Origin of the sequence: Kitasatospora sp. NPDC093102 (genome assembly GCF_040683915.1) — a bacterium.
Lineage (GTDB): Bacteria > Actinomycetota > Actinomycetes > Streptomycetales > Streptomycetaceae > Kitasatospora.
In genome coordinates this window covers 226,990-250,430 of sequence record NZ_JBFBFA010000004.1, presented here as the reverse complement: position 1 = coordinate 250,430, position 23,441 = coordinate 226,990, and the positions used below count along the sequence as shown (strand labels likewise).

The 23,441-nt window shown below is 73.7% G+C and carries 23 protein-coding genes and 2 pseudogenes; 11 read left to right on the top strand and 14 right to left on the bottom strand.

Going from position 1 to position 23,441, the window contains the following annotated elements; translation table 11 throughout:
- Positions 1-19 precede the first annotated feature (19 nt).
- Positions 20-1,102, top strand: a complete 1,083-nt coding sequence (locus AB0O11_RS08780) for a serine hydrolase domain-containing protein (RefSeq protein WP_363383386.1) — start codon at positions 20-22, stop codon at positions 1,100-1,102.
- 95 nt (positions 1,103-1,197) lie between these two features.
- Positions 1,198-1,698, top strand: coding sequence for an NUDIX hydrolase (locus tag AB0O11_RS08775; RefSeq protein ID WP_363383385.1), 501 nt, complete (start codon positions 1,198-1,200; stop codon positions 1,696-1,698).
- A 7-nt stretch (positions 1,699-1,705) separates the two neighbouring features.
- Here AB0O11_RS08775 and AB0O11_RS08770 read toward each other — a convergent pair whose 3' ends face one another.
- From AB0O11_RS08770 to AB0O11_RS08760, 3 genes are all read right to left on the bottom strand, one after another.
- Positions 1,706-2,356 (bottom strand): vitamin K epoxide reductase family protein, encoded by a 651-nt coding sequence (locus tag AB0O11_RS08770; protein ID WP_363383383.1) that lies wholly within the window; start codon positions 2,354-2,356, stop codon positions 1,706-1,708.
- Between the two features lie 85 nt (positions 2,357-2,441).
- Entirely contained in the window at positions 2,442-3,245 is an 804-nt protein-coding gene (locus AB0O11_RS08765; protein WP_363383382.1) for a thioredoxin domain-containing protein, read from the bottom strand.
- Between the two features lie 155 nt (positions 3,246-3,400).
- Entirely contained in the window at positions 3,401-4,075 is a 675-nt protein-coding gene (locus AB0O11_RS08760) for a hypothetical protein (RefSeq protein WP_363383380.1), read from the bottom strand.
- A gap of 155 nt (positions 4,076-4,230) precedes the next feature.
- On the opposite strand from AB0O11_RS08760, the gene AB0O11_RS08755 reads away from it, so the two are divergent.
- Positions 4,231-5,109: a CHAD domain-containing protein gene (locus tag AB0O11_RS08755; protein ID WP_363383378.1), complete on the top strand. Its 879-nt coding sequence runs from the start codon at positions 4,231-4,233 to the stop codon at positions 5,107-5,109.
- Between the two features lie 187 nt (positions 5,110-5,296).
- Here AB0O11_RS08755 and AB0O11_RS08750 read toward each other — a convergent pair whose 3' ends face one another.
- Positions 5,297-6,085: a uracil-DNA glycosylase gene (locus AB0O11_RS08750; RefSeq protein WP_363383376.1), complete on the bottom strand. Its 789-nt coding sequence runs from the start codon at positions 6,083-6,085 to the stop codon at positions 5,297-5,299.
- A 148-nt stretch (positions 6,086-6,233) separates the two neighbouring features.
- Between AB0O11_RS08750 and AB0O11_RS08745 the strand changes: the two genes are divergently transcribed.
- A complete protein-coding gene (locus tag AB0O11_RS08745) occupies positions 6,234-7,226 on the top strand; it encodes a slipin family protein (RefSeq protein ID WP_363383374.1) in 993 nt (330 codons plus the stop codon).
- A gap of 100 nt (positions 7,227-7,326) precedes the next feature.
- Entirely contained in the window at positions 7,327-7,776 is a 450-nt protein-coding gene (locus AB0O11_RS08740; protein ID WP_363383373.1) for a CBS domain-containing protein, read from the top strand.
- 79 nt (positions 7,777-7,855) lie between these two features.
- Here the strand turns inward: AB0O11_RS08740 and AB0O11_RS08735 are convergent.
- The 3 genes and pseudogenes from AB0O11_RS08735 to AB0O11_RS08725 all read right to left on the bottom strand — a co-directional run.
- Positions 7,856-8,266 (bottom strand): annotated as a pseudogene (locus tag AB0O11_RS08735) (SDR family NAD(P)-dependent oxidoreductase); the annotation flags it as partial.
- A 38-nt stretch (positions 8,267-8,304) separates the two neighbouring features.
- Positions 8,305-8,715: a PaaI family thioesterase gene (locus tag AB0O11_RS08730; RefSeq protein WP_363383371.1), complete on the bottom strand. Its 411-nt coding sequence runs from the start codon at positions 8,713-8,715 to the stop codon at positions 8,305-8,307.
- Positions 8,716-8,746: 31 nt separating this feature from the next.
- Entirely contained in the window at positions 8,747-9,064 is a 318-nt protein-coding gene (locus AB0O11_RS08725) for a TetR family transcriptional regulator C-terminal domain-containing protein (protein ID WP_363383564.1), read from the bottom strand.
- On the opposite strand from AB0O11_RS08725, the gene AB0O11_RS08720 reads away from it, so the two are divergent.
- Positions 9,015-9,458 (top strand): DUF1453 domain-containing protein, encoded by a 444-nt coding sequence (locus AB0O11_RS08720; protein WP_363383369.1) that lies wholly within the window; start codon positions 9,015-9,017, stop codon positions 9,456-9,458. The genes AB0O11_RS08725 and AB0O11_RS08720 overlap by 50 nt on opposite strands.
- A gap of 42 nt (positions 9,459-9,500) precedes the next feature.
- Positions 9,501-10,007 (top strand): hypothetical protein, encoded by a 507-nt coding sequence (locus tag AB0O11_RS08715; RefSeq protein WP_363383368.1) that lies wholly within the window; start codon positions 9,501-9,503, stop codon positions 10,005-10,007.
- Here AB0O11_RS08715 and AB0O11_RS08710 read toward each other — a convergent pair.
- The 6 genes from AB0O11_RS08710 to AB0O11_RS08685 form a co-directional block, all read right to left on the bottom strand.
- Positions 10,004-12,925 (bottom strand): FAD-binding and (Fe-S)-binding domain-containing protein, encoded by a 2,922-nt coding sequence (locus AB0O11_RS08710; protein ID WP_363383366.1) that lies wholly within the window; start codon positions 12,923-12,925, stop codon positions 10,004-10,006. The genes AB0O11_RS08715 and AB0O11_RS08710 overlap by 4 nt on opposite strands.
- Positions 12,926-13,086: 161 nt before the next feature.
- Positions 13,087-14,091 (bottom strand): glycosyltransferase family A protein, encoded by a 1,005-nt coding sequence (locus AB0O11_RS08705; RefSeq protein ID WP_363383365.1) that lies wholly within the window; start codon positions 14,089-14,091, stop codon positions 13,087-13,089.
- 201 nt (positions 14,092-14,292) lie between these two features.
- A complete protein-coding gene (locus AB0O11_RS08700; protein WP_363383363.1) occupies positions 14,293-14,943 on the bottom strand; it encodes a transglycosylase SLT domain-containing protein in 651 nt (216 codons plus the stop codon).
- Positions 14,944-15,477: 534 nt separating this feature from the next.
- Positions 15,478-16,308 (bottom strand): EI24 domain-containing protein, encoded by an 831-nt coding sequence (locus AB0O11_RS08695; protein WP_363383361.1) that lies wholly within the window; start codon positions 16,306-16,308, stop codon positions 15,478-15,480.
- Between the two features lie 353 nt (positions 16,309-16,661).
- The gene (locus AB0O11_RS08690; protein ID WP_363383562.1) at positions 16,662-17,984 is read right to left on the bottom strand and encodes an amino acid permease; all 1,323 of its coding nucleotides are present in this window, start codon (positions 17,982-17,984) and stop codon (positions 16,662-16,664) included.
- 380 nt (positions 17,985-18,364) lie between these two features.
- A complete protein-coding gene (locus AB0O11_RS08685) occupies positions 18,365-18,592 on the bottom strand; it encodes a hypothetical protein (protein ID WP_363383360.1) in 228 nt (75 codons plus the stop codon).
- Between the two features lie 146 nt (positions 18,593-18,738).
- On the opposite strand from AB0O11_RS08685, the gene AB0O11_RS08680 reads away from it, so the two are divergent.
- Positions 18,739-19,725: a Ku protein gene (locus AB0O11_RS08680; RefSeq protein WP_363383358.1), complete on the top strand. Its 987-nt coding sequence runs from the start codon at positions 18,739-18,741 to the stop codon at positions 19,723-19,725.
- A 56-nt stretch (positions 19,726-19,781) separates the two neighbouring features.
- On the top strand, positions 19,782-20,075 hold the full coding sequence (locus AB0O11_RS08675; protein WP_363383356.1) for a hypothetical protein: 294 nt from the start codon (positions 19,782-19,784) through the stop codon (positions 20,073-20,075).
- 32 nt (positions 20,076-20,107) lie between these two features.
- Here AB0O11_RS08675 and AB0O11_RS08670 read toward each other — a convergent pair.
- Positions 20,108-20,326 (bottom strand): annotated as a pseudogene (locus AB0O11_RS08670) (aldehyde dehydrogenase family protein); the annotation flags it as partial.
- A gap of 535 nt (positions 20,327-20,861) precedes the next feature.
- On the opposite strand from AB0O11_RS08670, the gene AB0O11_RS08665 reads away from it, so the two are divergent.
- Together AB0O11_RS08665 and AB0O11_RS08660 are read left to right on the top strand one after the other, a co-directional pair.
- Positions 20,862-21,779 carry an alpha/beta hydrolase gene (locus AB0O11_RS08665; RefSeq protein WP_363383354.1) on the top strand — a complete coding sequence of 306 codons (918 nt, stop codon included), beginning with the start codon at positions 20,862-20,864 and terminating at the stop codon, positions 21,777-21,779.
- Positions 21,780-22,263: 484 nt separating this feature from the next.
- Complete coding sequence (locus tag AB0O11_RS08660; RefSeq protein ID WP_363383352.1) at positions 22,264-23,202, top strand: transcriptional regulator; 939 nt, start codon at positions 22,264-22,266, stop codon at positions 23,200-23,202.
- Positions 23,203-23,441: the final 239 nt, after the last annotated feature.

Genomic DNA, 23,441 nt, shown 5'->3' with positions numbered 1-23,441 from the left:
CGGCCCGAGGAGGGGACGGATGAGCCACCGAGCACCCGATGCGCCCGGAGCCGACCGGCTCCCCGGCCTGGCCGCGCCCGGCGGGGAGCTGGACGGGCTGGTCCGGGACGGCGCGCGCACCGTCGGGGCGGGCGCCGTCTGGGCCGTCGGCGATGCCGCCGGCACGCTCGGCGGCGGCGGCCACGGCCTGCTCGGGCAGGGGCCGTACGCACGGCTGCGGCCCGGGCCGGACACGCTGTACGACCTCGCCAGCCTCACCAAGGTCGTCGCGCTCTGGCCCTGCACCGGGGCGCTGCGACAGTCCGGGCTGCTGCCGCTGGACGAACCGCTCGGCCACTGGTGGCCACCGTCCGCCGGACACCCCGCCGCAGTGGTGACGGTCCGTCAACTCCTCGCCCACACCGCCGGGATGCTCCCGTACACCCGCTTCGAGCGGCTCTACGGGCGCGACCTCGCGGCGATCCGGGCCGGGGTGGTCGCCGCACCGCTGCACCGCCCGCCGGGCGCGGCCGTCGAGTACACCGACCGTGCCGCCGTCCTGCTCACCTACCTGGTCGAGGACCTCGGCGGCGCACCGCTGGACGAGCTCACCGAGCGCTGGGTCTGGGGGCCGCTCGGCATGGCCGACACCCGGTACGGTCCGCTCGGTGCCGCGCTCGCCGCCCGCACCGCGCCCACCGAGTACGAGCAGGGCGCCGGCGCCCACCTGTGCGGGGTCGTCCACGACCCCTCCGCCCGGCTGCTCGGCGGGGTCTCCGGCAACGCCGGGGCCTTCTCCACCGCCCGCGACCTCGCCCGCTTCCTGGCCGCGCTGCTCGCCCCGCCGCCCGGGCTGCCCTGGGGCGGGGCGTGGATCGAGGAGTCGCTGCGCGAGCAGACCGGCGGCCTCGCCCCCGCCCGCGGCCTGTCCTGGCTGTGCGCCCCCGGCACTGTGCCGGACGAAGGCACCTTCGTCCACTACGGCTTCACCGGCACCGGCTTCTGGGTCTCCCGGCGGCTCGGGCGCTGGGCCGTGCTGCTCACCAACAAGGTGCACTACGACCGGGACATCCAACGGCTCACCGAGCTGCGCAACGCCTTTCGGAAAGCGGTCTTCGGGTAGCACTCATTCGGGTGGATCAGGGGCGAACCGCCCTTCCCGGCGCCGGAGTCGCGGCAGAGTGGCCGCGACAACGGGAACCCGGCGGAGGAGGCGCGATGACGGACACCTGGGCACTCTCGGAGGAGGAGTGGCTCGCCGGACTGGTGCGCGCCTACGTCGGGTGCAGCGTGCTGCTCACCGACGAGGCGGGCAAAGTCCTGCTGCTGAAGGCCAGTTACCGCGACCAGTGGCAGTTCCCCGGCGGCGGGATGGACCCGGGGGAGGGGCCCGCCGAGTGCGCGGCCCGCGAGCTGTACGAGGAGACGGGGCTGGTGGCCGGGCCGCTGCGGCTGCTCGTCGTGGAGTGGCGCGACGCGATCCCCGACCAGGGCGAACACGCCCACCCCGCCGTGCAGTTCATGTTCGACGGCGGGACGGTCGCGGCCGGGGCCGTGGTCCGGGCGCAGGCCGAGGAGATCGCCGACCACGGGTACTTCACCCCGGCCCAGGCGGCCGTCCTGCTGCAGCCCGGCGCGGCGCGCCGGCTCACCGGGGCCCTGGAGGCCCGGCGCACCGGCGCCGCCGCGCTGCTGCACTCCGACGGGTACGTGGGGTGACGGCCGGTCAGAGGAGCGTGCTCCAGTAGTACCAGAACCGGTTGAGGACCAGCAGCGCGATCATCGCCGCCCACAGCACCGGCAGTGCCCAGTGGTAGCGGGCCGCCTCCCGGACGACCACCCGTGCACGCGGGCCCACCGGGATCACGCCCTCGCGCAGGTTGTGCAGCGTCGTGTACCAGAACAGCACCACCACCGTCGCCCACACCGCCATGCAGTACGGGCACAGCGCGCCGATGTCGTACAGCGCCTGGTAGATCAGCCAGTGCGCGAACACCACGCCCAGTGCGGTGCCCGCGTTCAGGCCCAGCCAGAACCAGCGCCGGTACGCGGCACCGGCGAGCAGCCCCGCGCCGATCGCCGCCAGCGCACCGAACGCGGCCAGCCCGAGCAGCGGGTTCGGGAAACCGAAGACCTCCGCCTGCTCGGTGCGCATCACCGAGCCGCAGCTGATCACCGGGTTGATGTTGCAGTTGGGGACGTAGGAGGGGTTCTCCAGGATGCGGAGCTTGTCGAAGGTCAGGACGGCCGAGGCGGCCAGCCCGACCAGCCCGCCGAGGAACAGCAGGAAGGCGTAGGCCCGGCTCGCGCCGATCGGAGCCCGGCCCGCGTCGTCGGGGGCGGAGCGGGACGGGTGCACGGTGGTAGCAGCGGTCAAGGCAGCACACTCCGGTGACTGGCTGGGAGGGGCCGGCCCGGCCGGGAGTTCGGCCGGGCCGGGTGGTGCCGTGCGGTGGCCGGGCCTACTGGAGGCCGGCGGCCTGCTTCACCTGGGCGGTGAACTGCTCGGGCGGGACGACGGCGTTGGCGGCGAACAGGGTGATCTGCTTGCCGTCCACCTTGACGGTCGGGGTGCCGGTCACCCCGCTGTTGTTGAACGCGTCGGAGACCTTGGCCGCCCACGGGGCGTAGGTCTTGTCGGTCACCGCCTTCACGAAGGCGTCCGTCTTCAGACCGGGCACCTGGCCGGCCAGGTCCAGGATGTGGTTGACGTCGCCGAAACCGTCCTCGCGCTCGTCCGGCTGGTTGGCGTACAGCACGTCGTGGAACGCCTTGAACTTGTCCACGCCCTCGTTCAGCGCGGCGCCGGCCGCGGCCAGCGCGGTGCGCGAGCCCTTGCCGCCGAGGTTCTTGTCCAGGAAGGACGCCAGGTGGAACTCCACCTTGATCCGGCCGTCCTCGGTGAGCTTCTTGACGGTCTCGCCGTTCGCCGCCTCGAAGTGCTTGCAGACCGGGCAGCGGAAGTCCTCGTAGATCTCCATGGTGTGCGGGGCGTCCGCCTTGCCGTAGGTGATCACCGTGCCGTCCGGGCCGGAGGCGTTGGCGGGCACGACCAGCGGCGCCGCACCGGCGCCGGAGGACTTGTCGTTCTTGTCCGAGGCCGAGTTGATCGCGACGGCGACACCGCCCGCGAGGGCCAGCACGACGACGGCCGAGACCGTCACCACGATCCGCTGACGGCGCTTGGCGGCCTGCTGCTCGCGGCGCTGCGCCTCCTGGATCCGCTCACGGGCACTGACGCGCTTCTTGTTCTTGTCCTGAGACATGGGTGGGGAAGTCAACTCCTGTACGCGGCGCGCGGGTGCGCGCGGAGAGCCGCACCTGGTGCGGCGGGGTCGGTGAACGCGGGAGTCGTGCGCACTGCCTGCGGGCGTACCGGGGCCGTCCGGCCGGGTACGGGGTGATCGGACGGGACGGTCGATCAGCAGGCAGGCGCGAAGGCGGGCGGGCCACGCCGGGGCGCCGGGCTCAGCACGACGTCCTCGCGGCGCGGCCGGGCGCGGTCCGACACCGGCAGCGGCACCCGCAGGACCGGACGCACCGGAGCCGGGAGCAGCAGGACGACCAGGGCACGCAGCGGGCCGGCCAGCGACTCGCGCAGGGCACGCAGCGCCAGGGCCAGGCCGGACAGGGCGGCATCGCCCATCCGCAGCCAGGCGGAGGCCGCCAGGGCGATCACCAGGTGCACCAGCAGGAGCAGCAGCTGGGTCGCGGCGGGCGCCAACTGCCCGACGTGGCCCAGCGGACCGCCCAGCAGCGAGCCGTCCACCGAACCGCCGCCACAGACCAGCAGGTTCACCCCGCGTGCGGGCACCTGACCGGCCAGCACCGGCGAACAGCTGGTCTGGCCCAGGTTGAACGTGGTGTTGAGCAGCAGTTCGACCGGCACCATCACGCCGGAGATGTGCAGCATCCGCCGCTCCCCGCCGGCCAGCACGGCCGCGACCAGGAAGACGACGGCACCGGCCGAGGCCACCAGCGACAGCGGCAGCGGGCGGCCCGTGATGACCACCTGGCCCAATGCGGCCATCGGCACGGCGAGCGCGGTGAACACCGCGGCCCGCAGGGCCCTGGTCGCATGGGTCGAGGTCGTCACGCTCCGGAGTATGCCATGGCACTCACACCCGACACGAGGGCCCGTAGGTCCCTGTTCCGGCTGATGCGCCCTCAGTAGCCTGCGAGGTCGACAGCAGCCGTACCTGGATTAGCCTGGAAGGCGTTCCCGCCGACCCGGCAAGGGGGCGAGCGCGCATGACGGAACCCGAGACCACGGTGGGGCAGGTGCTGCTGGCCCGCATCGAGGCACAGGCGGTGGTGCTGGCCGGCCTGGACGACGCCGTCCGGGCGGACGAGCCGGACGCCGTGCACCGGATGCGGGTCGCCTGCCGGCGACTGCGCAGCGCCCTGCAGACCTTCCGGCGGCTGTTCACCCCCGGAGCCACCGACGACCTGGTCGCCGAGCTGCGCTGGCTCGCCGCCGCCCTCGGTGGGGCGCGGGACCGCGAGGTGCTGGCCGAACGGCTGGTCGCCCAGGCCCGCGAGCTGCCCGCCGAGTGCGAGCCGCAGCGGGTCGCCGCCGCGCTGGAGCGGTGGGGCGAGGCCGAGTACCGCCAGGTCTGGCCCGAGGTGGTCGCCGCCCTCGACAGCCCTCGCCGCCGGGCCCTCGGCGAGGCCATCGCGATCCTCCTCGCCGACCCGCCGCTGCGTCCGCGCGCGGGCCGCGGCGCCGTCCAGGAGCTCTCCCGGATCGCCGCCCGGGAGCAGGACCGCACCGCCGAACGCGTCCGCACCGCCCTCGCCGCCGCCCCCGAGGAGCGGAACGCCGCACTCCACCAGGCCCGCAAGGCGGCCAAGCGCGCCCGGTACGCCGGCGAGACCGCCGTTCCGGTGGCCGGCGCCCGGGCCGAGCGCTACGCCCGGCGGATGAAGGCCGTCCAGGAGGTGCTGGGCGACCACCAGGACGCCGTGGTCGCCGCGGGCACCCTCGTCGCCCACGCGGCGAGCGGTGGCGAGCCCTTCGGCTACGGCGCCCTGTACGGCCGCCAGCTGGCCACGCAGGAGGCCACGCGGCGACGGCTGCCGGACGTGTGGCGGCGGGCGGGCAAGCGGAAGCTGCCCCGGTTCGGGTAGGGCCTGTCCTGCCGCTGCCCTCGCTCCACCGGTCGGACGGCGGTCGGGGCCGGTGCGCGCGGGGGCTGACCCGGCACGCCGGCGGTCCGGGACCGGGGCTCCCCGCCGGGTGGCCGAGGGGATGGCCGGGACCACGGCCGCCCGGCGGTTCGACCGACCGGCCCGCTCCGGGTGCCCGTGGGCCGCGCTACCGGGGGTCGAGGCCCGCCGAGCGGGCCGCTTCGCGCAGCAGGTCCCGGAGCATCGCGGTGGTCAGCCGGCCGGTGTTCGTGTTGCGCGGGCTCACGTGGTAGCAGCCGTACATCCGCAGGTCCGGGCCGCCGTCACGGGCCGGGAAGGCGGCCACGGCGGCGTGGCCGAAGGCGGGTCGGGGGCGGGGGACCTGCCAGCCGGCGTCCGCGATGACCGGCAGCATGGCCTGCCAGGCGAAGCCGCCGAGGGCGACGACGGTGCGTACGGTGGGCCGCAGCAGCTGGAGTTCGCGGGTGATCCAGGGCCGGCAGGTGTCGCGTTCGGCGGTGCTGGGCCTGTTGTCGGGCGGGGCGCAGCGGACCGGGTCGGTGATCCGGACGCCGGACAGCTCCAGGCCGTCGCCGTGGCGGACGGACTCGGGGCGGTTGGCGAGCCCGAGGTCGTACAGGGCGGCGTAGAGCAGGTCGCCGGAGGGGTCGCCGGTGAAGATCCGGCCGGTGCGGTTGGCGCCGTGGGCGGCGGGGGCGAGGCCGACCAGGACGAGCGGGGCGTCCGGCGGGCCGAAGCCGGGGATGGGGCGGGCCCAGTAGTCCCAGTCCTGGTAGGCGCGGCGCTTGGTCCGGGCGGTTTCCTCGCGCCACTCCACCAGGCGCGGGCAGGCCCGGCAGCCGGTGACGACACGGTCCAGTGCGGCGAGTCCGACGGCCCGGGCGGCGGCCTCGGCGGGGTGGCGGGGGTCGTCGGGGTCGTCGGCGGGGGAGGAAGGCACGGCCACGGTCGGCATGGCCAAGATCCTAGGCGCTGCGGCACGTTCGTTCCGGCGCCGTCCGGGCAGGCGTAGCGTGGAATCAGTTGCTCCGGCGGTCCCCGGCCGGTCCGGGTCGGCGGCGGCCGGACGCGTCGGTGTGCGCACAGGCCGCGAGGAGGCCGCGATGATCGTCGATGCGGTGCTGGGTGCCCTGGGCGCGCTCGCCGGGCTGGGGGCGATCTGGGCGAGCATGAGCATCCGGGTCGTCCAGCAGTTCCAGAAGGGCGTGGTGTTCCGCTTCGGGAGGGTGCGCGACGAGGTGCGCGGTCCCGGGCTGGTGGCGCTGCTGCCGATCGCGGACCGGCTGCGCAAGGTGAACGTGCAGATCGTGACGATGCCGATCCCGGCGCAGGAGGGCATCACCCGGGACAACGTGACCGTGCGGGTGGACGCGGTGGTCTACTTCCGGGTGGTGGACGCGGTGAAGGCCACCGTCAACGTGCAGGACTACAACTTCGCGATCTCCCAGGTCGCGCAGACCTCGCTGCGCTCGATCATCGGCAAGAGCGAGCTGGACGACCTGCTGGCCAACCGCGAACCGATCAACCAGGGGCTGGAGTTGATGATCGACAGCCCGGCGCTGGGCTGGGGCATCGAGATCGACCGGGTGGAGATCAAGGACGTCGCGCTGCCGGAGTCGATGAAGCGCTCGATCGCCCGGCAGGCGGAGGCCGAGCGGGAGCGGCGGGCCCGGATCATCACGGCGGACGGTGAGTACCAGGCCTCGGAGCGGCTGTCGGAGGCCGCGGCGGTGATGAGTGCGACCCCGTCCGCGCTCCAGCTGCGGCTGTTGCAGACCGTGGTGGAGGTGGCGGCGGAGAAGAACTCGACGCTGGTGCTGCCCTTCCCGGTGGAGCTGCTGCGCTTCCTGGACAGTGCGACGGAGGTGCAGCAGCGGAACCTGCTGACGGCCGCGGCGGTCGCAGCCGGGGCGAAGGCCGCGGAAGAGGCGGTGGAGAGCGGCGAGGTGCCGGAGGAGGAGCTCGGACCGGACCAGCCCAGGCACGAACTCCAGCCCCTGAAGGAGGTGTTGGAGGAGTTGCCGCTGGACCCTCCGGAGTCGCCGGACGGCCGGGTCGAGCGGGGCGGTCCCACCGGGCCGGACCACGAGGCCTGAGCGCGCCGCCGGGTCTCCCGGACGCACCGGCCCCGGTGGCGTCGGCCATCCGTGCGGACCACCATGGACGAGGGGAGGGAACCAGGTCAGGAGGCGGACCATGACCAAAGCCAGCGACATCATGCACCCGGGCGCGGAGTGTATCCGCGAGCACGAGACGCTCGCGGCCGCCGCCCGGATCATGCGGGAACGCGACGTGGGTGCCCTGCCCATCTGTGGGCCGGGCGACAAGCTGCTGGGGATCGTGACCGACCGCGACATCGTGCTGCGCTGCGTCGCCGAGGGCCGTGACCCGGCGTCGGTGACGGCGGGCGAGCTGGCGCAGGGGCGGCCGATGACGGTGGAGGCGGACGAGGACTGCGAGCAGGTGCTGCGGGTGATGGAGCAGTACCAGGTGCGCCGGCTGCCGGTGATCAACCACCCGGAGCACAAGCTGGTCGGCATGATCAGCGAGGCGGACATCGCGCGCGGTCTGCCGCAGGCACGGGTCGCCGAGTTCGTGTCGGCGGTCTGTGCGGAGGAGTCCCCCGCGGGGGCCGCCCAGGGCTGACACCGCGTGTGGACAGGGCCGGCACCGCCCGCGGGCCGCGGCCCCGACCGGGGAAGGGCGGGGGCCGCGGGCGTGCCGGTCAGGGCGCCGTGACGCCGGGGCCGTGCGCCTCGGCCGAGAGCTCCGCCCATGCGGCCCAGGTGGTGAGGCGGTCGGCGTAGACCTGCTGGATCATCGGGTGGCCCTGGGCGCCGAAGAACACCCGCAGCGGCGGCTGTTCGGCGTCGACGAGCCGGAGCAGGGCCCGGCCCGCCGCGGCCGGGTCGCCGAGGTCGAGCGACTGCGCGTAGGCGGCGAAGGCGTCGCGCAGCCGGTCGTAGTGAGGGTCGGCCCCGGCGCGCACGGCGGAGGCGGGCGCGTCGGTGGCGTAGCTGCCGGGCTCGACCACGGTCACCTTGACGCCGAACCCGGCGACCTCCTGGGCGAGCGCCTCGCTCAGGCCCTCCAGGGCCCACTTGGAGGCGCAGTACCCGCCGCCGAGCGGGAACGCGGCGACGCCGGCGGGGTATCCGGGGGCGGGCGGTCAGGTCACCCCAGGGCGTAGACGGCGGTGGCGTGGGCGGCGGGATCCTCGGCGCCCTCGGGGGTGAGGGCGACGTCGAGGAAGGCGATCCGGCGGCCGAGTTTGGTGATCCGGGCGTGCACCAGCACGTCCTGGGCGAGGACCGCGCGCTGGAAGGTGGTGGACTGCTGGACGGTGGTCATCGGGCCGAAGCCGCCGCGGGCCGACGCGACGGCGATCACGCAGGCCGTGTCGGCGGCGGCCATCAGCGCCTGGCCGGACAGCCCGCCGCCCTCGCGGGCGAGCAGCTCGGACCAGGGCAGGCGCAGGACGGCATGGCGCTCGCCGGTCTCGGTGGTCGACAGGCCCAGGGCCTGCACCCAGGGGGCGAAGTGATCGGTGAGGAGCCTGTCCGCCTCGGTGGTGGTGAGGGTCATCGCGCCATTGTGCCGGGGTGCCGACGCGGTGTCAGGAGGTCGGTGCGGCCAAGGTGTCGAGGTGGCGGCGCAGCACCGCGCGCAGCTCGTCCGGGCCGACCAGGTCGGGGTGCTGGACGGCCTGGAGGGTGAGGCCGTCCAGCAGGGCGGAGAGCCTGCGGGTCTCGACGTCGAGGTCGAGGCCGGGGGCCAGGCCGCCGGAGCGTTCGGACTCGGCGAGGACGCGTCGGACCAGGTCGTCCAGTCCGGCCTGCATCTCGGCGGCGCGGGGCCGCAGGTCGGGCCGGGTCCGGGCGGCGGTGACGAAGGAGAGCCAGAGCGCGGACTCCTCCCGCCGCCCGGCGTCCAGCGGGAGGGTCTCGGCGAGCCTCGCGCAGCGGCACGGCCTCGGCCCGGCCGGCTACGGCTGGATCGCGGCGGGCGCCGCGCTCGGCGTCGCGCTGGGGGCGGTGCGCGGCGCCACCATCCGGGTCTACGAGCGGGAGGGCGTGCTGTGGCAGCGCTACACGGGGCGGACCTTCCTGGTCGCGGCGCTGTCGTTGGGCGTGATGGCCGGCTTCGCCGCGCTCGCCGCGCACTTCGGTCTGGCTCCGGAGGCCCGGCCGGTCCAGCTGTCGATCGGCGTGGGCTTCCTGGGGGAGGCGCTGGTGGTGGGCTTCCGGGCGGTCTCCTCGGGGACTCCGTTCGCGCCGGAGCGGCGGGCTCCGTGGGATGTGAACCCCTTGGACCGGTTCCGTCGGTAACTTTGGTTGTCGAGAATGGGTTCGGCAACTATGGTTGTCGACATGACGACCGTGGAGATCACCCACGAGGAACAGGCCGAGCTGGCCAAGGCCCTCCTCGACGCGCTCGACCCCCTCGCCGCCGCCGTGCGCGCCCGCGCGACCGGCCTGCCCGTGGAACGGATGTGGAACGCCGAGCCGGTCGAGGTCGCCCTCACCGTGCTGTCCGCCTGGAGGCTGGTCGACGCCGAGGTCAAGCGGCTCGCCGCGGTCGCGGCCGCCACCGCGGGCTCCTACGGCGCCAACTACGAGCAGCTCGGCACCGCCTGGGGCATCACCCGGCAGGGTGCCCGGAAGAAGTGGCCGGAGGCCGTCAGCCGCCCGACGGCGCGGCCCGGACCGCTCGAACTGTTCGGCGGCACCGCCGAGTTGGCCGAGGATGAGGCCTCCGGCGGCTGGCGCTGGACGGCCACCGGAGCGGACGGGGAACGCGGCGAGACGGCCACCGGCCACCGGACCCGCGAGGAGGCCGCGGCGCACGCCGGGGCCTTCCTCGCCGCGCACGGCTAGACCCGGCGCCGCAGCTCCCGGGCGATCAGCTCCGCCAGGTGCAGGGCCTGCCGCCCGTCGGCGAGTTGGGCGATCTGGGTGCGGCAGCTGAAGCCGTCCGCCAGTACCACCGTCTTTGGCCCGGCGGCCCGGACCTCGGGAAGCAGCACCCGCTCCGCGATGGCCTCGGACACCTCGAAGTGTCCCCGCTCGAAGCCGAAGTCGCCTGCCAGGCCGCAGCAGCCGGAGTCCAGCACCCGGTTGTTCAGGCCGAGCCGCGACTCCACCCGGCGGTCGGCGGCGCTGCCGAGCACCGCGTGCTGGTGGCAGTGGGTCTGGGTGACGGCGTCCAGCCGGATCCGGGGGAGCGGGGCGTCCGGGGCGTACTCGTCGAGGAACTCGGCGAAGGTGCGGATGCGGCCGGCGAGCGGGCGGCCCTCCGCACCGAGCAGCCGGGGCAGGTCCTCGCGCAGGGTCGCGGTGCAGCTCGGCTCCAGGCCGACCACGGGGGTGTCGGCCGCCGGCCCGTCCGCGTCGAGCACCCGCAGGCTTCGCCGCAACACCCTTCGGGCGGTGCCGAGTTGGCCGGTCGAGTACCAGGTGAGGCCGCAGCACACCGGGCCCGAGGGCAGTCGCACGTCGAAGCCCAGGTGCTCCAGCACCTCGACGGCCGAACGCAGCACGTCCGGCTGGAGGCGGTCGGAGAAGGTGTCCGGCCACAGCAGCACCGGCCGGGCGCCCGCCGGGGCCGGGTGCGCGGCGCGGTGCCGCCGGTACCAGGCGGTGAAGGTCTCCGGCGGGAAGACCGGCAGCACCCGCCGCCGGTCGATTCCGCCGAGCCGTTTGAGCAGCCCGCCGGCCCGGGAGCGGGCGAGCGTGTTGGCGGCCCCGGGCGCGAGCGCGACGGCCCGCAGCCAGAGCGGCAGCCAGCCCATCGAGTAGTGCGCGAGCGGGCGCGGCCGGTGCCGGTAGTGCTGGTACAGGAACTCGGACTTGTAGGTCGCCATGTCGACGTGGACCGGGCAGTCGCTCGCGCAGCCCTTGCAGCTCAGGCAGAGGTCCAGCGCCTCCCGGACCTCCTCCGAGCGCCAGCCGTCCGGGATCGCGCCGCCGGTCCGGCGGCCGGCAGGTGCCGTCATCCCCCGCAGCATCTCGGCGAGCAGCCGGGCCCGCCCCCGGGTGGAGTGCCGCTCCTCGCCGGTGGCCAGGTAGCTCGGGCACATCACCCCGCTGCCCGGGGCGACGCACTTGGCGACGCCCACGCAGCGGTGCACCGCCTCGACCAGGCTGCCGCCGTCCCGCTCGTACGGGAGCGCCAGCGGCAGCGTGCCGCGCGGGGCGATGACGAAACGCAGGTCGGCGTCGAGCGGGCGGGGATCGACCAGGGCGCCCGGGTTGAGCAGGTTCTCCGGGTCCCAGATCCGCTTGAACCGGCCGAAGAGGTCGATGACTTCGGGCGGGTACATGCGCGGCAGCAGCTCGGCCCGGGCCTGTCCGTCGCCGTGCTCGCCGGAGAGCGAACCGCCGTACGAGACCGCCAGATCGGCCGCCTGCTCCAGGAACTCCCGGAAGACCAGCACCCCTTGGGGCTCGTCCAGCGGGAAGTCGATCCGCAGGTGCACGCAGCCGTCGCCGAAGTGCCCGTACGGGACGCCGTGCAGGCTGTGCCGGCGCAGCAGGGCGCGCAGGTCCCGCAGGTAGTCGCCGAGCCGCTCGGGCGGGACGGCGGAGTCCTCCCAGCCGGGCCAGGCCTGGCCGCCCCCGGGCAGCCGGGTGACGATCCCCGCGCCCGACTCCCGGACGGCCCACAGCTGGCGCTGCTCGACCGGGTCGGTGACCAGCGCGACGGTGGCCGAGCGCTCGCGGCGCACCGCGTCGGCGAGCCGGCGGGCGGCCTGGTAGGCGGCCAACGGGGTGTCGCCGCCGGTCTCCAGGAACAGCCAGCACTCGCCGTCGGGCAGCCGGTCCAGCGCCCGAGGGCGGGGCCCGGCGGCGAGCAGCGCGGCGATCAGGTCGGCCGCCATGCCCTCGGCGGTCAGCGGACCGTACGGCAGCAGCGCCGGGACGGCGTCGGCGGCGGCGCCCTCGTCGGGGTAGCCGGCCACCACCAGCGCCCGGGCGGGCGGGTCCTCGACCAGGCGCACGGTGGCGCCGAGCAGCAGTGCGCAGGTGCCCTGGGTGCCGGTGAGCGCCCGGGCCAGGTCGTGGCCGCGTTCGGGCAGCAGCGCGTCCAGCGGGTAACCGGAGGTCCGGCGGGGAAGTTGCGGCATGCCCTGCCGGATGACGGCGAGATTGCGGTCGGTGAACTCCTGGAGTTCGGTGTGGAGTTGACCGACCCGCCCGGGCCGTGCGGCGAGCGCGGCGCGCTCCCGGGAGGTGAGCCGCCCGCCGACGGTCAGCTCGGTGCCGTCCGCAAGCAGCAGCTCCAGCCGCTCGACGTTGTCGGCGGTGCGCCCCCAGGCGAGCGAGTGCGAGCCGCAGGAGTCGTTGCCGATCATGCCGCCGAGGGTGCAGCGGCTGTGCGTGGACGGGTCGGGGCCGAAGCGCAGCCCGTACGGCTTGGCGGCGCGCTGGAGGTCGTCGAGCACGGTGCCGGGCTGGACGCGCGCGGTGCGGGACTCCGGGTCGAGCTCCAGCACCGCGCCGAGGTGGCGGCGGAAGTCCAGCACCACCGCGCCCGGGCCGATCGCCTGCCCGCCGATGCTGGTCCCGGCCCCGCGCGCCACCACCGGCACCCGGTGGACGCGGCAGAGCGCCAGCGCGGTGCGCACGTCGTCGAGGTCGGCGGGCTTGACCACACCGAGCGGCAACTGCCGGTAGTTGGAGGCGTCCTGGCTGTAGACGGTGCGTTCGGCGGCGCCGAAGCGGACCTCGCCGCGCAGCACGGCGGCCAGCTCGCGGGCCAACTCGGCCCCGGGGACGGCGGACGGACGGCTCACCAGGGACCTCCCGGGCGGTGCGGCGACGGCTCCGCCGATGATCGCAGGCTCGGGCCCCGGCGGTGTCATGTGACACCCTCAACGGTCGTGTTCGACGAACCCGCGGTCGCGGGGCCGGTCGCCCCGACGCCTACCTCGCCCGTCCCCGATCGGCGAGCCGCTCACTTCCGCCCGGTGAGCGTGCCGCGCGCGATGTGGGAGAGCTTGGCCACCTCGAAGGCCGGGTAGGCGCCGCCCGCCAGCAGCGAGAACTTGATCCCCTCGCGGCCGCCCGGCCGGCGGTGGCCGGGCGGCTGGAAGCGGCGGTGGTGCTCGGCGGCGCGGTGGAAGAACTGCGGCCGCTCGGCGCGGGTGACGCAGCCCGCCAGGTCGAAGACGAACAGGTAGTGCCGGATCATCCGGACGAACAGCGCGTCGCGCACCGCGTACAGGTGCGGCTGGTCCTCCAGCAGGGCGAAGCTGCGCTCGTACTGCTCGAACAGGTCGAAGACGCTGCTGCCCGGGCCGCTCGCCGGGTGGACGGTCTCCCGGCGGCGCAGCTGGACGCACTCGCGCGCCAGCACGGCGGCCTTGCGGGCGCCGAGCAGCGCGCCGTGCGCGACCGGGACCTCCTCGTAGCGGCCGGGCGGGAAGGCCAGGCCCAGTTCGGCCCAGTGGCCGCGGCGGACCAGCCGGTCCCAGATCAGTGGCGGCGCGCCGAACAGCGCGGGCTTGTCGAAGGGCGCGAACGGCTCGGGGCCCGCCTCGGCGAGCAGCGCCTCGGCCCCGCCCGGCCAGTCCCGGTCCTGGTGCCGGCGGGAGTGGCCGAACAGCAGCACGTCCACCGGGCCGGTCTGCCTGAGCCGGTCGGTGAGCGTCTGGAGCGCGTCCCGGGGCAGCAGGTGGTCGGCGTCCAGGAACAGCAGGTACTCGCCGGCCGCCCGCGCCGCCCCCGCGTTGCGGCTCGTCCCGACCCCGACCGCCGCGTTCAGGTGCAGCGCGGACACCCGCGGGTGCCGGGCCGCGTACGCGTCGGCGAGCCCGCCCGCGGTCTCCGGGGAGCGGTCGGCGACGACGATCACCTCGATGTCGGCCAGGGACTGCGCGAGCAGCGAGTCCAGGCAGGCGGCGAGCTGGGTGTGCTGGTCGTAGGCGGGGAGCACGACGCTGATCAGGGGTGAGGGCATGACGCCGGAGCGTAAGAGGGCCTGCGAACCGTGGCAAAGCCGCGATGGGCCGTCATTCCGAGCAATCAGTGGCAAATCGTACGAGTGTGCGCCATATCTTCACGTCGCCTTCCGGACGTGTCCACGCCCCCGACCTGGGGTGATGCGCACCGGGCCCGCGACGCGGGGTGCGTCGCGGGCCCGGCGTCGAACCGGTTCGGCTCAGTACCAGTGGTGGGCCTGCCAGAACGACCAGGCGGCGCAGGGGCTGCCGTAGCGGGTGTTCATGTAGTTCAGCCCCCACTTGATCTGGGTGGCCGGGTTGGTGCGCCAGTCGGCGCCCGCGGAGGCCATCTTGGAGCCGGGAAGGGCCTGGACCAGGCCGTAGGCGCCGGAGGAGGCGTTGACCGCGAGCGGGTTCCAGCTGCTCTCGCGGAACACGATGTTGCTGAAGCACTGGAGCTGGCCGGCCGGCACGATCTGCGCGGCGATCTGCTGCGGGGTGCCGGAGTAGCCGGTCGGCGCGGCGGTGAGGTTCTGGCGCTCCTGGGAGCGGGAGGCGGCGGCCTCGGCGTCGGCCTTGGCCTTGGCGTCCGCCTGGGCCTGGGCCTCGGCCTGTGCCTGGGCGGCGGCGTCCGCCTCGGCCTTGGCCCGGGCCTCCTGGGCGGCCTGCTCGGCGGCGGCAGCGGCAGCGGTGTCGGCCTGGCCCTGGCCGGCGACCGGCTTGCCGTCCACCGAGACGGCGGCCACGGGGGCGGCCCCGGTGGTGTTCCCCGACTGCGGGATGGCGAGGGCGGCGGTGGCGGCGCTCGCGACCACGAGGGTGGTGACGCCGGTGATCAGGGAGTTGCGGCGGGCATGGCTGAGCTGCATGAAGCGGACGATCCTTCTCCGTCGGGGGCCGGGCCGGTGGCGCGGGGCGGGGCATCGCGTGGGCTCCGTGCGAGCGGGGCCCGTGCGGCCGCCCTGGACGACCGTGGCGCCCCGGCGGAAGCGGCGGGGCGGACGGGCTGCGCGGCGGAGGTGGCCGGCCGCGCTGCCTGGCGACGGGCCATTCTTGGCAGGGCCGGGGACGGGTGGCAAAGGCGTTCACTACTACGCGGGATCGTGGTCGCGGGGCGGCCGCAGCGGGCTTCGATGGCCGATTTGGTGGCATTTGTCTGAATTGCGCACCGAGGGTCGAGGCGGGGCGACGACGACGGATCGCAAGGCGGCAGCCGCAGTGGCCTGTGTTCTTCCGGCGGTGCGAGGCCGCGGGCGGTCCGGCCGGGGCGCCTCGGCGGCGCCGGGGCGGGCGCTGGGGGGTGCCCGTCCACTATCGGGGATCGTGGATGGCGATCCCGCTGTGGGCGGGCTCACACGCGCGCGGGGACGAGGTCGGCGCAGCGTGACCGGACGGTGACGGCCTCAGGGGGTGGCGTACGGGTTGCCCGGGACGGGCCGCGCGGTGGCGGCGGAGACGTCGGAGGCCGGGCCCTGCTCCCCCTTCTCCTCCTCCGGTGCGGTCGGGACGAGGTCACGGGCCAGCAGGGTGGCGCCGGCGACGGCCCCCGGCATGGCGAACACCGTGACCAGCGGCACCAGGAAGGCCAGCACCAGCGGCGTGCCGAAACCCAGCGCCAGTCCGAGCCGGGCGCGCAGCAGCCGGATCCGCTCCGGCTGCGGCACCCGGCGCCGCTGCAGGGCGACGGCCGTCAGCTCGACGGTCAGGAAGAAGCCGGACACCAGGAAGCCGAGCACCGGGACCACGGTCTGACCGACCAGCGGGATGAATCCGCAGGCGAACAGCACCACGCCGAACGCGGCCACCCGCACCAGCACGTACACGCTGTCGCGCACCGCGAGCAGCAGCTCCCGCCAGAGCGCGGTGTCCGGAGGGGTGGGCGCGCCGCCCTCGGTCTCGTCGACCCTGGCGCAGAGCGCCTCGTAGAAGGGCTGTCCGACCAGCAGGGTGACGGCAGTGAAGGTGAGCAGGGAGAGCAGCAGGCCGCCGCCGAAGACGACCGCCGCGAGGGTGTCGCGCAGCAGGCCCCGCCAGGGAGAAGCCCAGTGGTCGGCGAACGGGGTGACCCAGTCCGCAAGATCCAGGGACCAGGCGCCGAGGAGGGCGAGCGCGACGACGTAGCCGGCCAGGGCGAGCAGGGCCGGCAGTATCCCGAAGCCCCACCAACGGCCGTGTCGGCCCACCCATTTCTGGCCCTCGATCAGGTACTTCGCCCCCGCCGCAAGATCCCGCATGGGCGATCACCCTAGGGCCTCCGGGCCCGGAACCTCGCATTGCCGTGTTCCTGCCAGTTTCGACCGGCAAGGCCCGGTCCTTCCTGTCGCGGCGCCCGCCGGGCCACTCTCGGTGGTCCCCACCTGTCAAGGAGGAGTCCGATGAAGCGTCAACTCGGCAGGCTGATGAGCCTGTTGGCCGGTCTGGTGCTCGGCGCCGGCCTGCTCGTGCTGCCCGCCGCCGCAACGCCCGCACCGGACGGCGGCCAGCTCCTCGCCGCCGATCCGGCCCGCGGCGGCGCCGGGAACGGCGCCGGGCCCGGGAGCCTGTGCAACGGCTCCCGGGCCCGGCGTTCCCGCGCGGGGCGGGCGGGTCAGGATCCCGCCGCCACCGCGGCCCGCCGCCGTCGGCCCACCACGGCCGAGGCCGCCAGCACGATGGCTGCGGCGACCAGCGACAGGTACATCTGCTTGCGCCCGTCGGCGTCGGTGAACATGTACGCCATGACGAACCCGATCATGCCCATGGCCGTCCAGGTCAGGTACGGGTACAGCCACATCCGGACGGTGTGCCGCTCGGGCATCTCGCGCTCGATGATCTTGCGCATCCGCAGCTGGGTGGCGCAGATCACCAGCCAGACGAAGAGCGCGACGGCGCCGGAGGAGTTGAGCAGGAAGGCGAACACGGTGTCCGGCGAGGTGTAGTTGAAGAAGACCGCGACGAAGCCGAAGACCACCGAGGAGAGGATCGCGACCCGCGGCACGCCGCGCGAGGTCACCGTGGCGAAGGCCTTGGGCGCGTCCCCGCGCTGACCGAGCGAGAAGGCCATCCGGGAAGCCGTGTACATCCCGGAGTTGAGGCAGGACAGCACCGCCGTCAGCACGATCACGTCCATCACCTGGCCGGCGCCACTGATGCCGATGTGGTCCAGTACGGCCACGTACGGGCTCGCCTTGACGTCGGCGGAGTCCCACGGCAGAAGGGTGACCACCAGCAGGATCGAGCCCAGGTAGAAGATCCCGATCCGCCAGATGACGCTGTTGGTGGCCTTGCTGACCGCCTTCTCCGGGTCCTCCGACTCGCCGGCGGCCAGGGTGACGATCTCGCTGCCCATGAAGGCGAAGACCACGGTGAGCATGCCGGTGAACACCGCTCCCACCCCGTGCGGCAGGAAGCCGCCGTGGCCGGTGAGGTTGCTGGCGCCGACCGCGTGGGTGCCCGGCAGCAGGCCGAAGGCGGCGAGGGTGCCGATCACCAGGAACGCGGCGATCGCGACCACCTTGATCCCGGCGAACCAGAACTCGAACTCGCCGTAGGAGGCCACCGAGAAGAGGTTGGTGGAGGTCAGCACCGCCATGACTATCAGCGCCCAGCCCCACTGGGGCACGCCGGGCACCCAGTTGTTCAGGATCTTCGCGCCGGCCGTCGCCTCGACGGCCAGCACCACGACCCAGAAGAACCAGTAGAGCCAGCCGATGGTGAAGCCGGCCCAGCGGCCGAGCGCCCGGTCCGCGTACGCCGAGAACGAGCCGCTCTGGGGGTCGGCCGCGGCCATCTCGCCGAGCATCCGCATCACCAGGACGACCAGTGCGCCGGCCAGGGCGTAGGAGAGCAGGATGCCGGGGCCGGTGGTCGCGATGCCCGCGCCGGAGCCGACGAAGAGGCCGGCGCCGATCACGCCGCCGATGGCGATCATCGACAGGTGGCGGTTCTTGAGCCCGGCCTTCAGGTGGCCGTCGCCGCCGTGTCCGATCGGCCCCGACTGCCGGGGGAGGCTCGTGGCCGCGGTGGGCTTGGTGGTGTCTGCACTCATCAGGTGCCCTGTGCCTTTCCAGCGCGGTCTGACCCTCGGCTCGTGGCACCGGAGGGTGGGGGACTGACCCGCGCATTGCTTCGCAACCTAACTTCTACGCCCGAGTATCGGAACAATTTTTTGGTAACTGTTCGCTCAACGGACATAAAAAGCCTGGTCAGGGTAGGTGGAAAGGTGGCATGGAAACCTCAAATCTGATGTGTCATCAGGATCCTGGGAGGTTGCCAAGCTCTGCTGGGCCTCAGATCGGCCGCCGGTGGCGGTCAGATCGGCCGGATGTCGAGGATGGTGATCGACGCCTCGTCCGCCGGTCGCCCGGTCAGTCGGGCGGAGAGGATCCGGGGGATGTCCTCCTCCTGCGAGTATCCGGGCAGCACGGTCACTTCCGCGCGCCGTACGCCGGGCTCGCCCCGGACCGCGTACGTCACCAGGTAGCCGTACCGCTCCGGCGGCGGTGCCTGGCCCCGGTCCTGCCGGTTCCGGGCGGTCATGCGCATCGACCTCCTCGGCCCATTGTCGGCGCGGTGTGGCCGATCCTCGCAAATCCAGGCACAGTGGGACTCTCGGGGCATGCCGGAGGAGCATCCCGAGCGTTCTCGGTGCCGGCCGGTTTCCGGCGCCGGTCAGGAGCGACCCCATGCAGACCACCTGGAAGGGGACGATCAGCTTCGGGCTGGTCAGCATCCCCGTCCACCTGTACTCCGCGACCCAGGAGCACGACGTCCCGCTGCACCAGGTGCACGCGAAGGACGGCGGGCGGGTGCGGATGAAGCGGTACTGCGAGCGGGAGGAGAAGGAGGTGCCGTACGCGGAGATCGCCAAGGGGTACGAGTCCCCCGACGGGCGGACCGTCACGCTCACCGACGAGGACCTCGCCGACCTGCCGCTGCCCAGCAAGAAGGTCATCGACGTGCTGGCCTTCGTGGACGAGGGCGAGATCGACCCGCTGATGTTCTCCAAGGCCTACTACGTGGGCGTCGCCGACAAGGGCGCCGCCAAACCGTACGCCCTGCTGCGCGACGCGCTCGCCGAGTCCGGGCGGATCGCCGTCACCAAGATCGCGCTGCGCACCCGGGAGTCGCCCGCAGTGCTGCGGGTGCACGACAACACCCTGGTGCTCCAGACCTGCATCTGGCCCGACGAGGTCCGCCCGGCGGCCGGCATCGCGCCCGAGGGGGACGTCACCGTCCGGCCGCAGGAGCTGAAGATGGCGCGGTCCCTGATGGACACCCTCTCCGAGGACTTCGACCTGGCCCAGCTGCACGACGACTACCAGCAGGCGTTGCAGCAGGTGATCACCGCGCGGCTGGACGGCGTCGAGATCCCGCACGAGGAGGAGCCGGGCGAGGCCCCGGACAACGTGATCGACCTGATGGAGGCGCTGCGCAACAGCCTCAAACAGGCCAAGGGCGGGCGGGACGCCGGCGCCGGGGAACCCAGCGCCGAGGAGCCCGCACCGCGCAAGCGCGCCCCGGCGAAGAAGAGCGCCCCGGCGCCCGGGAAGGCCGCCGCGAAGGCGGGCCCGAAGACCACCGTGAAGACCACCGAGAAGGGCTCCGCGAAGAGTTCGGCGGCGAAGCGGACCACCACCCGGAAGCCCTCGGCTTCCCGCAAGGCCTCCTGACCCCCCGGGGTCAGGCCCTCCTCCCGTCCAGCCGTCCGGCATTGGAGGCGATCCCGATGGACCTGCTGACCTACAAGGAAATCGACGCCGAGGCCGAGGCCGGCCCCGAAGCCCAGCGGAACCGGGGCTTCGGGCACCGTGCCTGGCACTGGCTGCTCAGCCTCAGCCCCACCGTGGTGACGTTCATGATCGCGCTCTCGGTCGGCCTCGGCATGGTCGCCGCCCAGGTGAGCCTGCTGCCGGTGCTGGTGCCGATGGCGATCTTCTGGGGCCTGACGGTCATCGCGATGTTCGGCGTGATCGCCCGCTGGATGACACCCGGGCCGGGCCGGCACCGGATGGTGTCCTGACCCGGCCGGGATGAGTCGGGGTCCGGGAGGGCTCAGCCGATCCACACCGTGGTGACGTTGCAGAACTCCCGGATCCCGTGCCCGGACAGCTCCCGCCCGAACCCGGAGCGCTTGACGCCGCCGAACGGCAGCGCCGGGTGGGAGGCCGTCATCCCGTTGAAGAACACCCCGCCGGCCTGGATGTCCCGGACGAAGCGCTCCCGCTCCGCCCCGTCGGTGGTCCAGACGTCGGCGCTGAGCCCGAAGGGGGTTCGGTGCCCTCGTCCGCCGGGTCGCCAGCCCTCAGCGCGCGCATCGCGTCGGCGAAGGCGGCGGGGGGTGGTCGGGACAGCGGGGGGCCCGCGGCGTGCGGACGCCCGGCGTGCCGAGGCTGTGCATCGAGTCCTCCCGGTCCGGGGCCCGTCCGGTCCCCGGTTTCCGACCTTACGGAACGCGGGCATCGCACCGTTCGGTGAGTCCACCCGATTGACAGCAATGTGCCGAAACCAACCGGACGGTCGGCAATCTGCTGCAGGATCCGGCAATTCTGCCGATCCGGCCCCGGGCCGGGGCGTGGTGTCAGCTTCATGCCCGGTTCTCGTCCGGTCGGCGACGCGCGGCGGGCCCGCTGCTCTACTGGTCGGCACTTCGAATCGCCGGCTCCCGTACCGGGTGATCCGCCACCGTCGACCGCGACGGTGGCGATCGCCTCGGGAGGGTCAATCTGTCGTGACCACGTCCGAAATCTGGTGCGCATTCCGGAGCGGATTCCGGCAATCACCCGCGACCGGATGGGGACTTTCGCCGATGGCGACCACTGACGCTGCCCGTGTGTACCGGGAATTCGACCGGGTCGAACTGGCCGTGGCCTATTCCCCGAGTTCCCGCATTGAGGACCTGCCCGGCGAACTGGCGGCCTATGCCAGGCACAGCGCCGCCGCCCGCGCGCGGCTGACCGTCCGTCGGGACCTGCGGTACGGGCCCGAGGCGCCCGAACTGCTGGACTTCTTCCCGGCGGCCGTCCCGGGTGCGCCGCTGCAGGTGTTCGTCCACGGCGGCTACTGGCAGGAGCTCGGCAAGGCGGACGCGGCGTTCGCCGCGCCGGACTTCGTGGACCGGGGAGCCGCCTTCGCCGCCGTGGGCTACGGGCTGGCGCCTGCCCACCCGCTGGACGACATCGTCGCGATGGTGCGCCGCGCGGTGCGCTGGCTGGCCGTCAACGCGCCCGCGCTGGGCGTCGATCCGCGCCGCATCCACCTCAGCGGCAGCTCGGCCGGGGCGCACCTGGCGGTGATGTCGCTGCTGGACCCGGCGGGCGGGCGGATCGCCGGCGCGAGCCTGCTCAGCGGCGTCTACGACCTTGAGCCGATCCGGCTGACGTACGTCAACGACGCACTCGGCCTGGACGCGTCCGACGCGTACCGCAACAGCCCGTTGCACCACCTGCGACCCGGCCTGCCACCGCTGGTGATCGCCCGGGGTGACAACGAGACGGGGGAGTTCGGCCGTCAGCACGAGGACTTCGCCGAGGTGGCGCGCCGGGTGGGCGCGCCGGTGGTCAGCATCGTGGAGCCGGCGCGGCACCACTTCGACCTGCCCTTCGACCTGGGCCGCCCGGAGTCCCGGCTGGGGGCCGCGGTGCTGGCGCAGATGGGGCTGCCGAGATACCCGGCGGGGCGCCGGGTGGGGGGATCGGGGGTGTCGACGATTTCCCGGACCGAGTGATTCGGCCACGATGGCTGGAACAGTACCGTCCGGACATCGTATGTTGCCCCGGAAGCCACTACCAGGGAGGTTGACGTTCTGTTAGCGGTCTTATCCGGAGAAATTTTTGTTGATCGTTCACCGACCACGAGTGCGTTGACGGAGCATCGGCGTGAGCGTTAGCGTTCGCCTCGAATTCGGGATGATCGCCCCGGTTCGCCTCCCGTCGTTTTCGTCGCCCAATCGCGGGATCGCCGCCCGCGTGCGTGGCCGGCGGGGGGAGAGCGATACGCTCCGTAGTCAAATGATCTGACTGGGGAGTTTTTCGGGGCGGAGGATCCCAACGTGACCGGGATCACCTGGACGATGCGTTCGTCGAGCCGGGGAGCACCGGAGTTCAGCCGGACATGACGGGGATGTCAATGAGCAGCTTGTTAGTCGTATTCGGATCTCCAGATGACGGTCAGCCGGAATTCCGGAGCCCGCTGTGGAGGCTGGTGCGTCGATGGATTTGATACTGCCTCGGGACGAGCAACCGCCGACGGCCGGTGCTGCAGTAGTGGGGGACGAGGTCGTCCAGGCGTTGCTGGAGGTCCGCACCCTCGTCGAAGCGACCGTGGCCAGGCACCGCGACCGCAGGGCGAGCCAGTCGCCGGTGGTGCTGGTGCCGGCGGACGACGGCACGGTGCTGGACACGGTCGGGGAGATGATCGCGGGGGCCGAGCGGTCGGTCGACGTGATCTTCGCGAGCGACGTGGTGCACGCCAGGGCGATCCACCGTGCGCTGCACGGGCTGTTGTCCGCCAAGGGCGACGGGGTGAAGCTCCGGCTGCTCTGTCCGCCCGCGACGTTCGACCGCGAGTTCCTGCGGGTCCACTCGGCGCGCGGGCGGCAGCTGGAGGTGCGGCTGGCCAGGATGCCGATGCTGGAGGCCGTCCTGATCGACGACAGGTCGGCGCTGGTGTGCGTGGAGTCGACGGCGGGCACGCGCGAGGCTTCGGTGATTCGGGCCGCCTCGGTGCTGTGCACGCTGTACACCCTGTTCGCCGGGGTGTGGCGGCACGCCGTACCGGCCAGCGAGCACGTCGACTTCGGCGACCGGGCCCGGACGGAGTTCGCGGTCCGCATCCTGGGCTGGCTGAACGCGGGGGTCACCGACGAGGTGGCGGCCCGCGAGTTGTCGGTCTCGGTGCGCACCTACCGCCGGTACGTCGCCGAGATCATGGAGCTGCTGCGCGCCAACTCCCGGTTCCAGGCCGGGGCCAGGGCCTTCGAACTGGGCCTGCTCCCGGTCAACTCGCAACACCCGGGCCACCCCGGGCCGCCGGCCGCGAAGGGCAGTCGGCCGGCGGAACGGCCGTGGGAGATCGCGGGCCGCCCGGTGGAGGACGCCGGCCGCCACGCCACGGGCGGCCTGCCCGCGGCGGCACGCCTGCTCCGGTAGATCCCGGGCGTCACGACCCCCCGGTGCCCCGGCACCGGGGGGTCGGTCGCGTTTTCGCCGGGTCCCGGACCATTGTCGGGCAACCACCCCCCGGCCCGGAATTCCGCCCCGGCCCCTGGCAGCTTCCTGTAGCCGCCGTTGCGGCCCGCCACCGGCGGCGGTTAGAAATGGTCCGGGAATTCCGCCCGACGCCGTGCCCCGGCGAATTCCGGGCACCCGGGAGCGGAATTCCCCGTCGG

Excerpts from the sequence above, each read along its gene's own strand:
- AB0O11_RS08780 (WP_363383386.1), top strand. The coding sequence starts at position 20 with ATGAGCCACCGAGCACCCGATGCGCCCGGAGCCGACCGGCTCCCCGGC.
- AB0O11_RS08775 (WP_363383385.1), top strand. The coding sequence starts at position 1,198 with ATGACGGACACCTGGGCACTCTCGGAGGAGGAGTGGCTCGCCGGACTG.
- AB0O11_RS08765 (WP_363383382.1), bottom strand. The coding sequence starts at position 3,245 with ATGTCTCAGGACAAGAACAAGAAGCGCGTCAGTGCCCGTGAGCGGATC.
- AB0O11_RS08755 (WP_363383378.1), top strand. The coding sequence starts at position 4,231 with ATGACGGAACCCGAGACCACGGTGGGGCAGGTGCTGCTGGCCCGCATC.
- AB0O11_RS08750 (WP_363383376.1), bottom strand. The coding sequence starts at position 6,085 with ATGCCGACCGTGGCCGTGCCTTCCTCCCCCGCCGACGACCCCGACGAC.
- AB0O11_RS08745 (WP_363383374.1), top strand. The coding sequence starts at position 6,234 with ATGATCGTCGATGCGGTGCTGGGTGCCCTGGGCGCGCTCGCCGGGCTG.
- AB0O11_RS08740 (WP_363383373.1), top strand. The coding sequence starts at position 7,327 with ATGACCAAAGCCAGCGACATCATGCACCCGGGCGCGGAGTGTATCCGC.
- AB0O11_RS08730 (WP_363383371.1), bottom strand. The coding sequence starts at position 8,715 with ATGACCCTCACCACCACCGAGGCGGACAGGCTCCTCACCGATCACTTC.
- AB0O11_RS08715 (WP_363383368.1), top strand. The coding sequence starts at position 9,501 with ATGACGACCGTGGAGATCACCCACGAGGAACAGGCCGAGCTGGCCAAG.
- AB0O11_RS08705 (WP_363383365.1), bottom strand. The coding sequence starts at position 14,091 with ATGCCCTCACCCCTGATCAGCGTCGTGCTCCCCGCCTACGACCAGCAC.
- AB0O11_RS08700 (WP_363383363.1), bottom strand. The coding sequence starts at position 14,943 with ATGCAGCTCAGCCATGCCCGCCGCAACTCCCTGATCACCGGCGTCACC.
- AB0O11_RS08695 (WP_363383361.1), bottom strand. The coding sequence starts at position 16,308 with ATGCGGGATCTTGCGGCGGGGGCGAAGTACCTGATCGAGGGCCAGAAA.
- AB0O11_RS08690 (WP_363383562.1), bottom strand. The coding sequence starts at position 17,984 with ATGATCGCCATCGGCGGCGTGATCGGCGCCGGCCTCTTCGTCGGCTCC.
- AB0O11_RS08685 (WP_363383360.1), bottom strand. The coding sequence starts at position 18,592 with ATGACCGCCCGGAACCGGCAGGACCGGGGCCAGGCACCGCCGCCGGAG.
- AB0O11_RS08680 (WP_363383358.1), top strand. The coding sequence starts at position 18,739 with ATGCAGACCACCTGGAAGGGGACGATCAGCTTCGGGCTGGTCAGCATC.
- AB0O11_RS08675 (WP_363383356.1), top strand. The coding sequence starts at position 19,782 with ATGGACCTGCTGACCTACAAGGAAATCGACGCCGAGGCCGAGGCCGGC.
- AB0O11_RS08665 (WP_363383354.1), top strand. The coding sequence starts at position 20,862 with ATGGCGACCACTGACGCTGCCCGTGTGTACCGGGAATTCGACCGGGTC.
- AB0O11_RS08660 (WP_363383352.1), top strand. The coding sequence starts at position 22,264 with ATGGATTTGATACTGCCTCGGGACGAGCAACCGCCGACGGCCGGTGCT.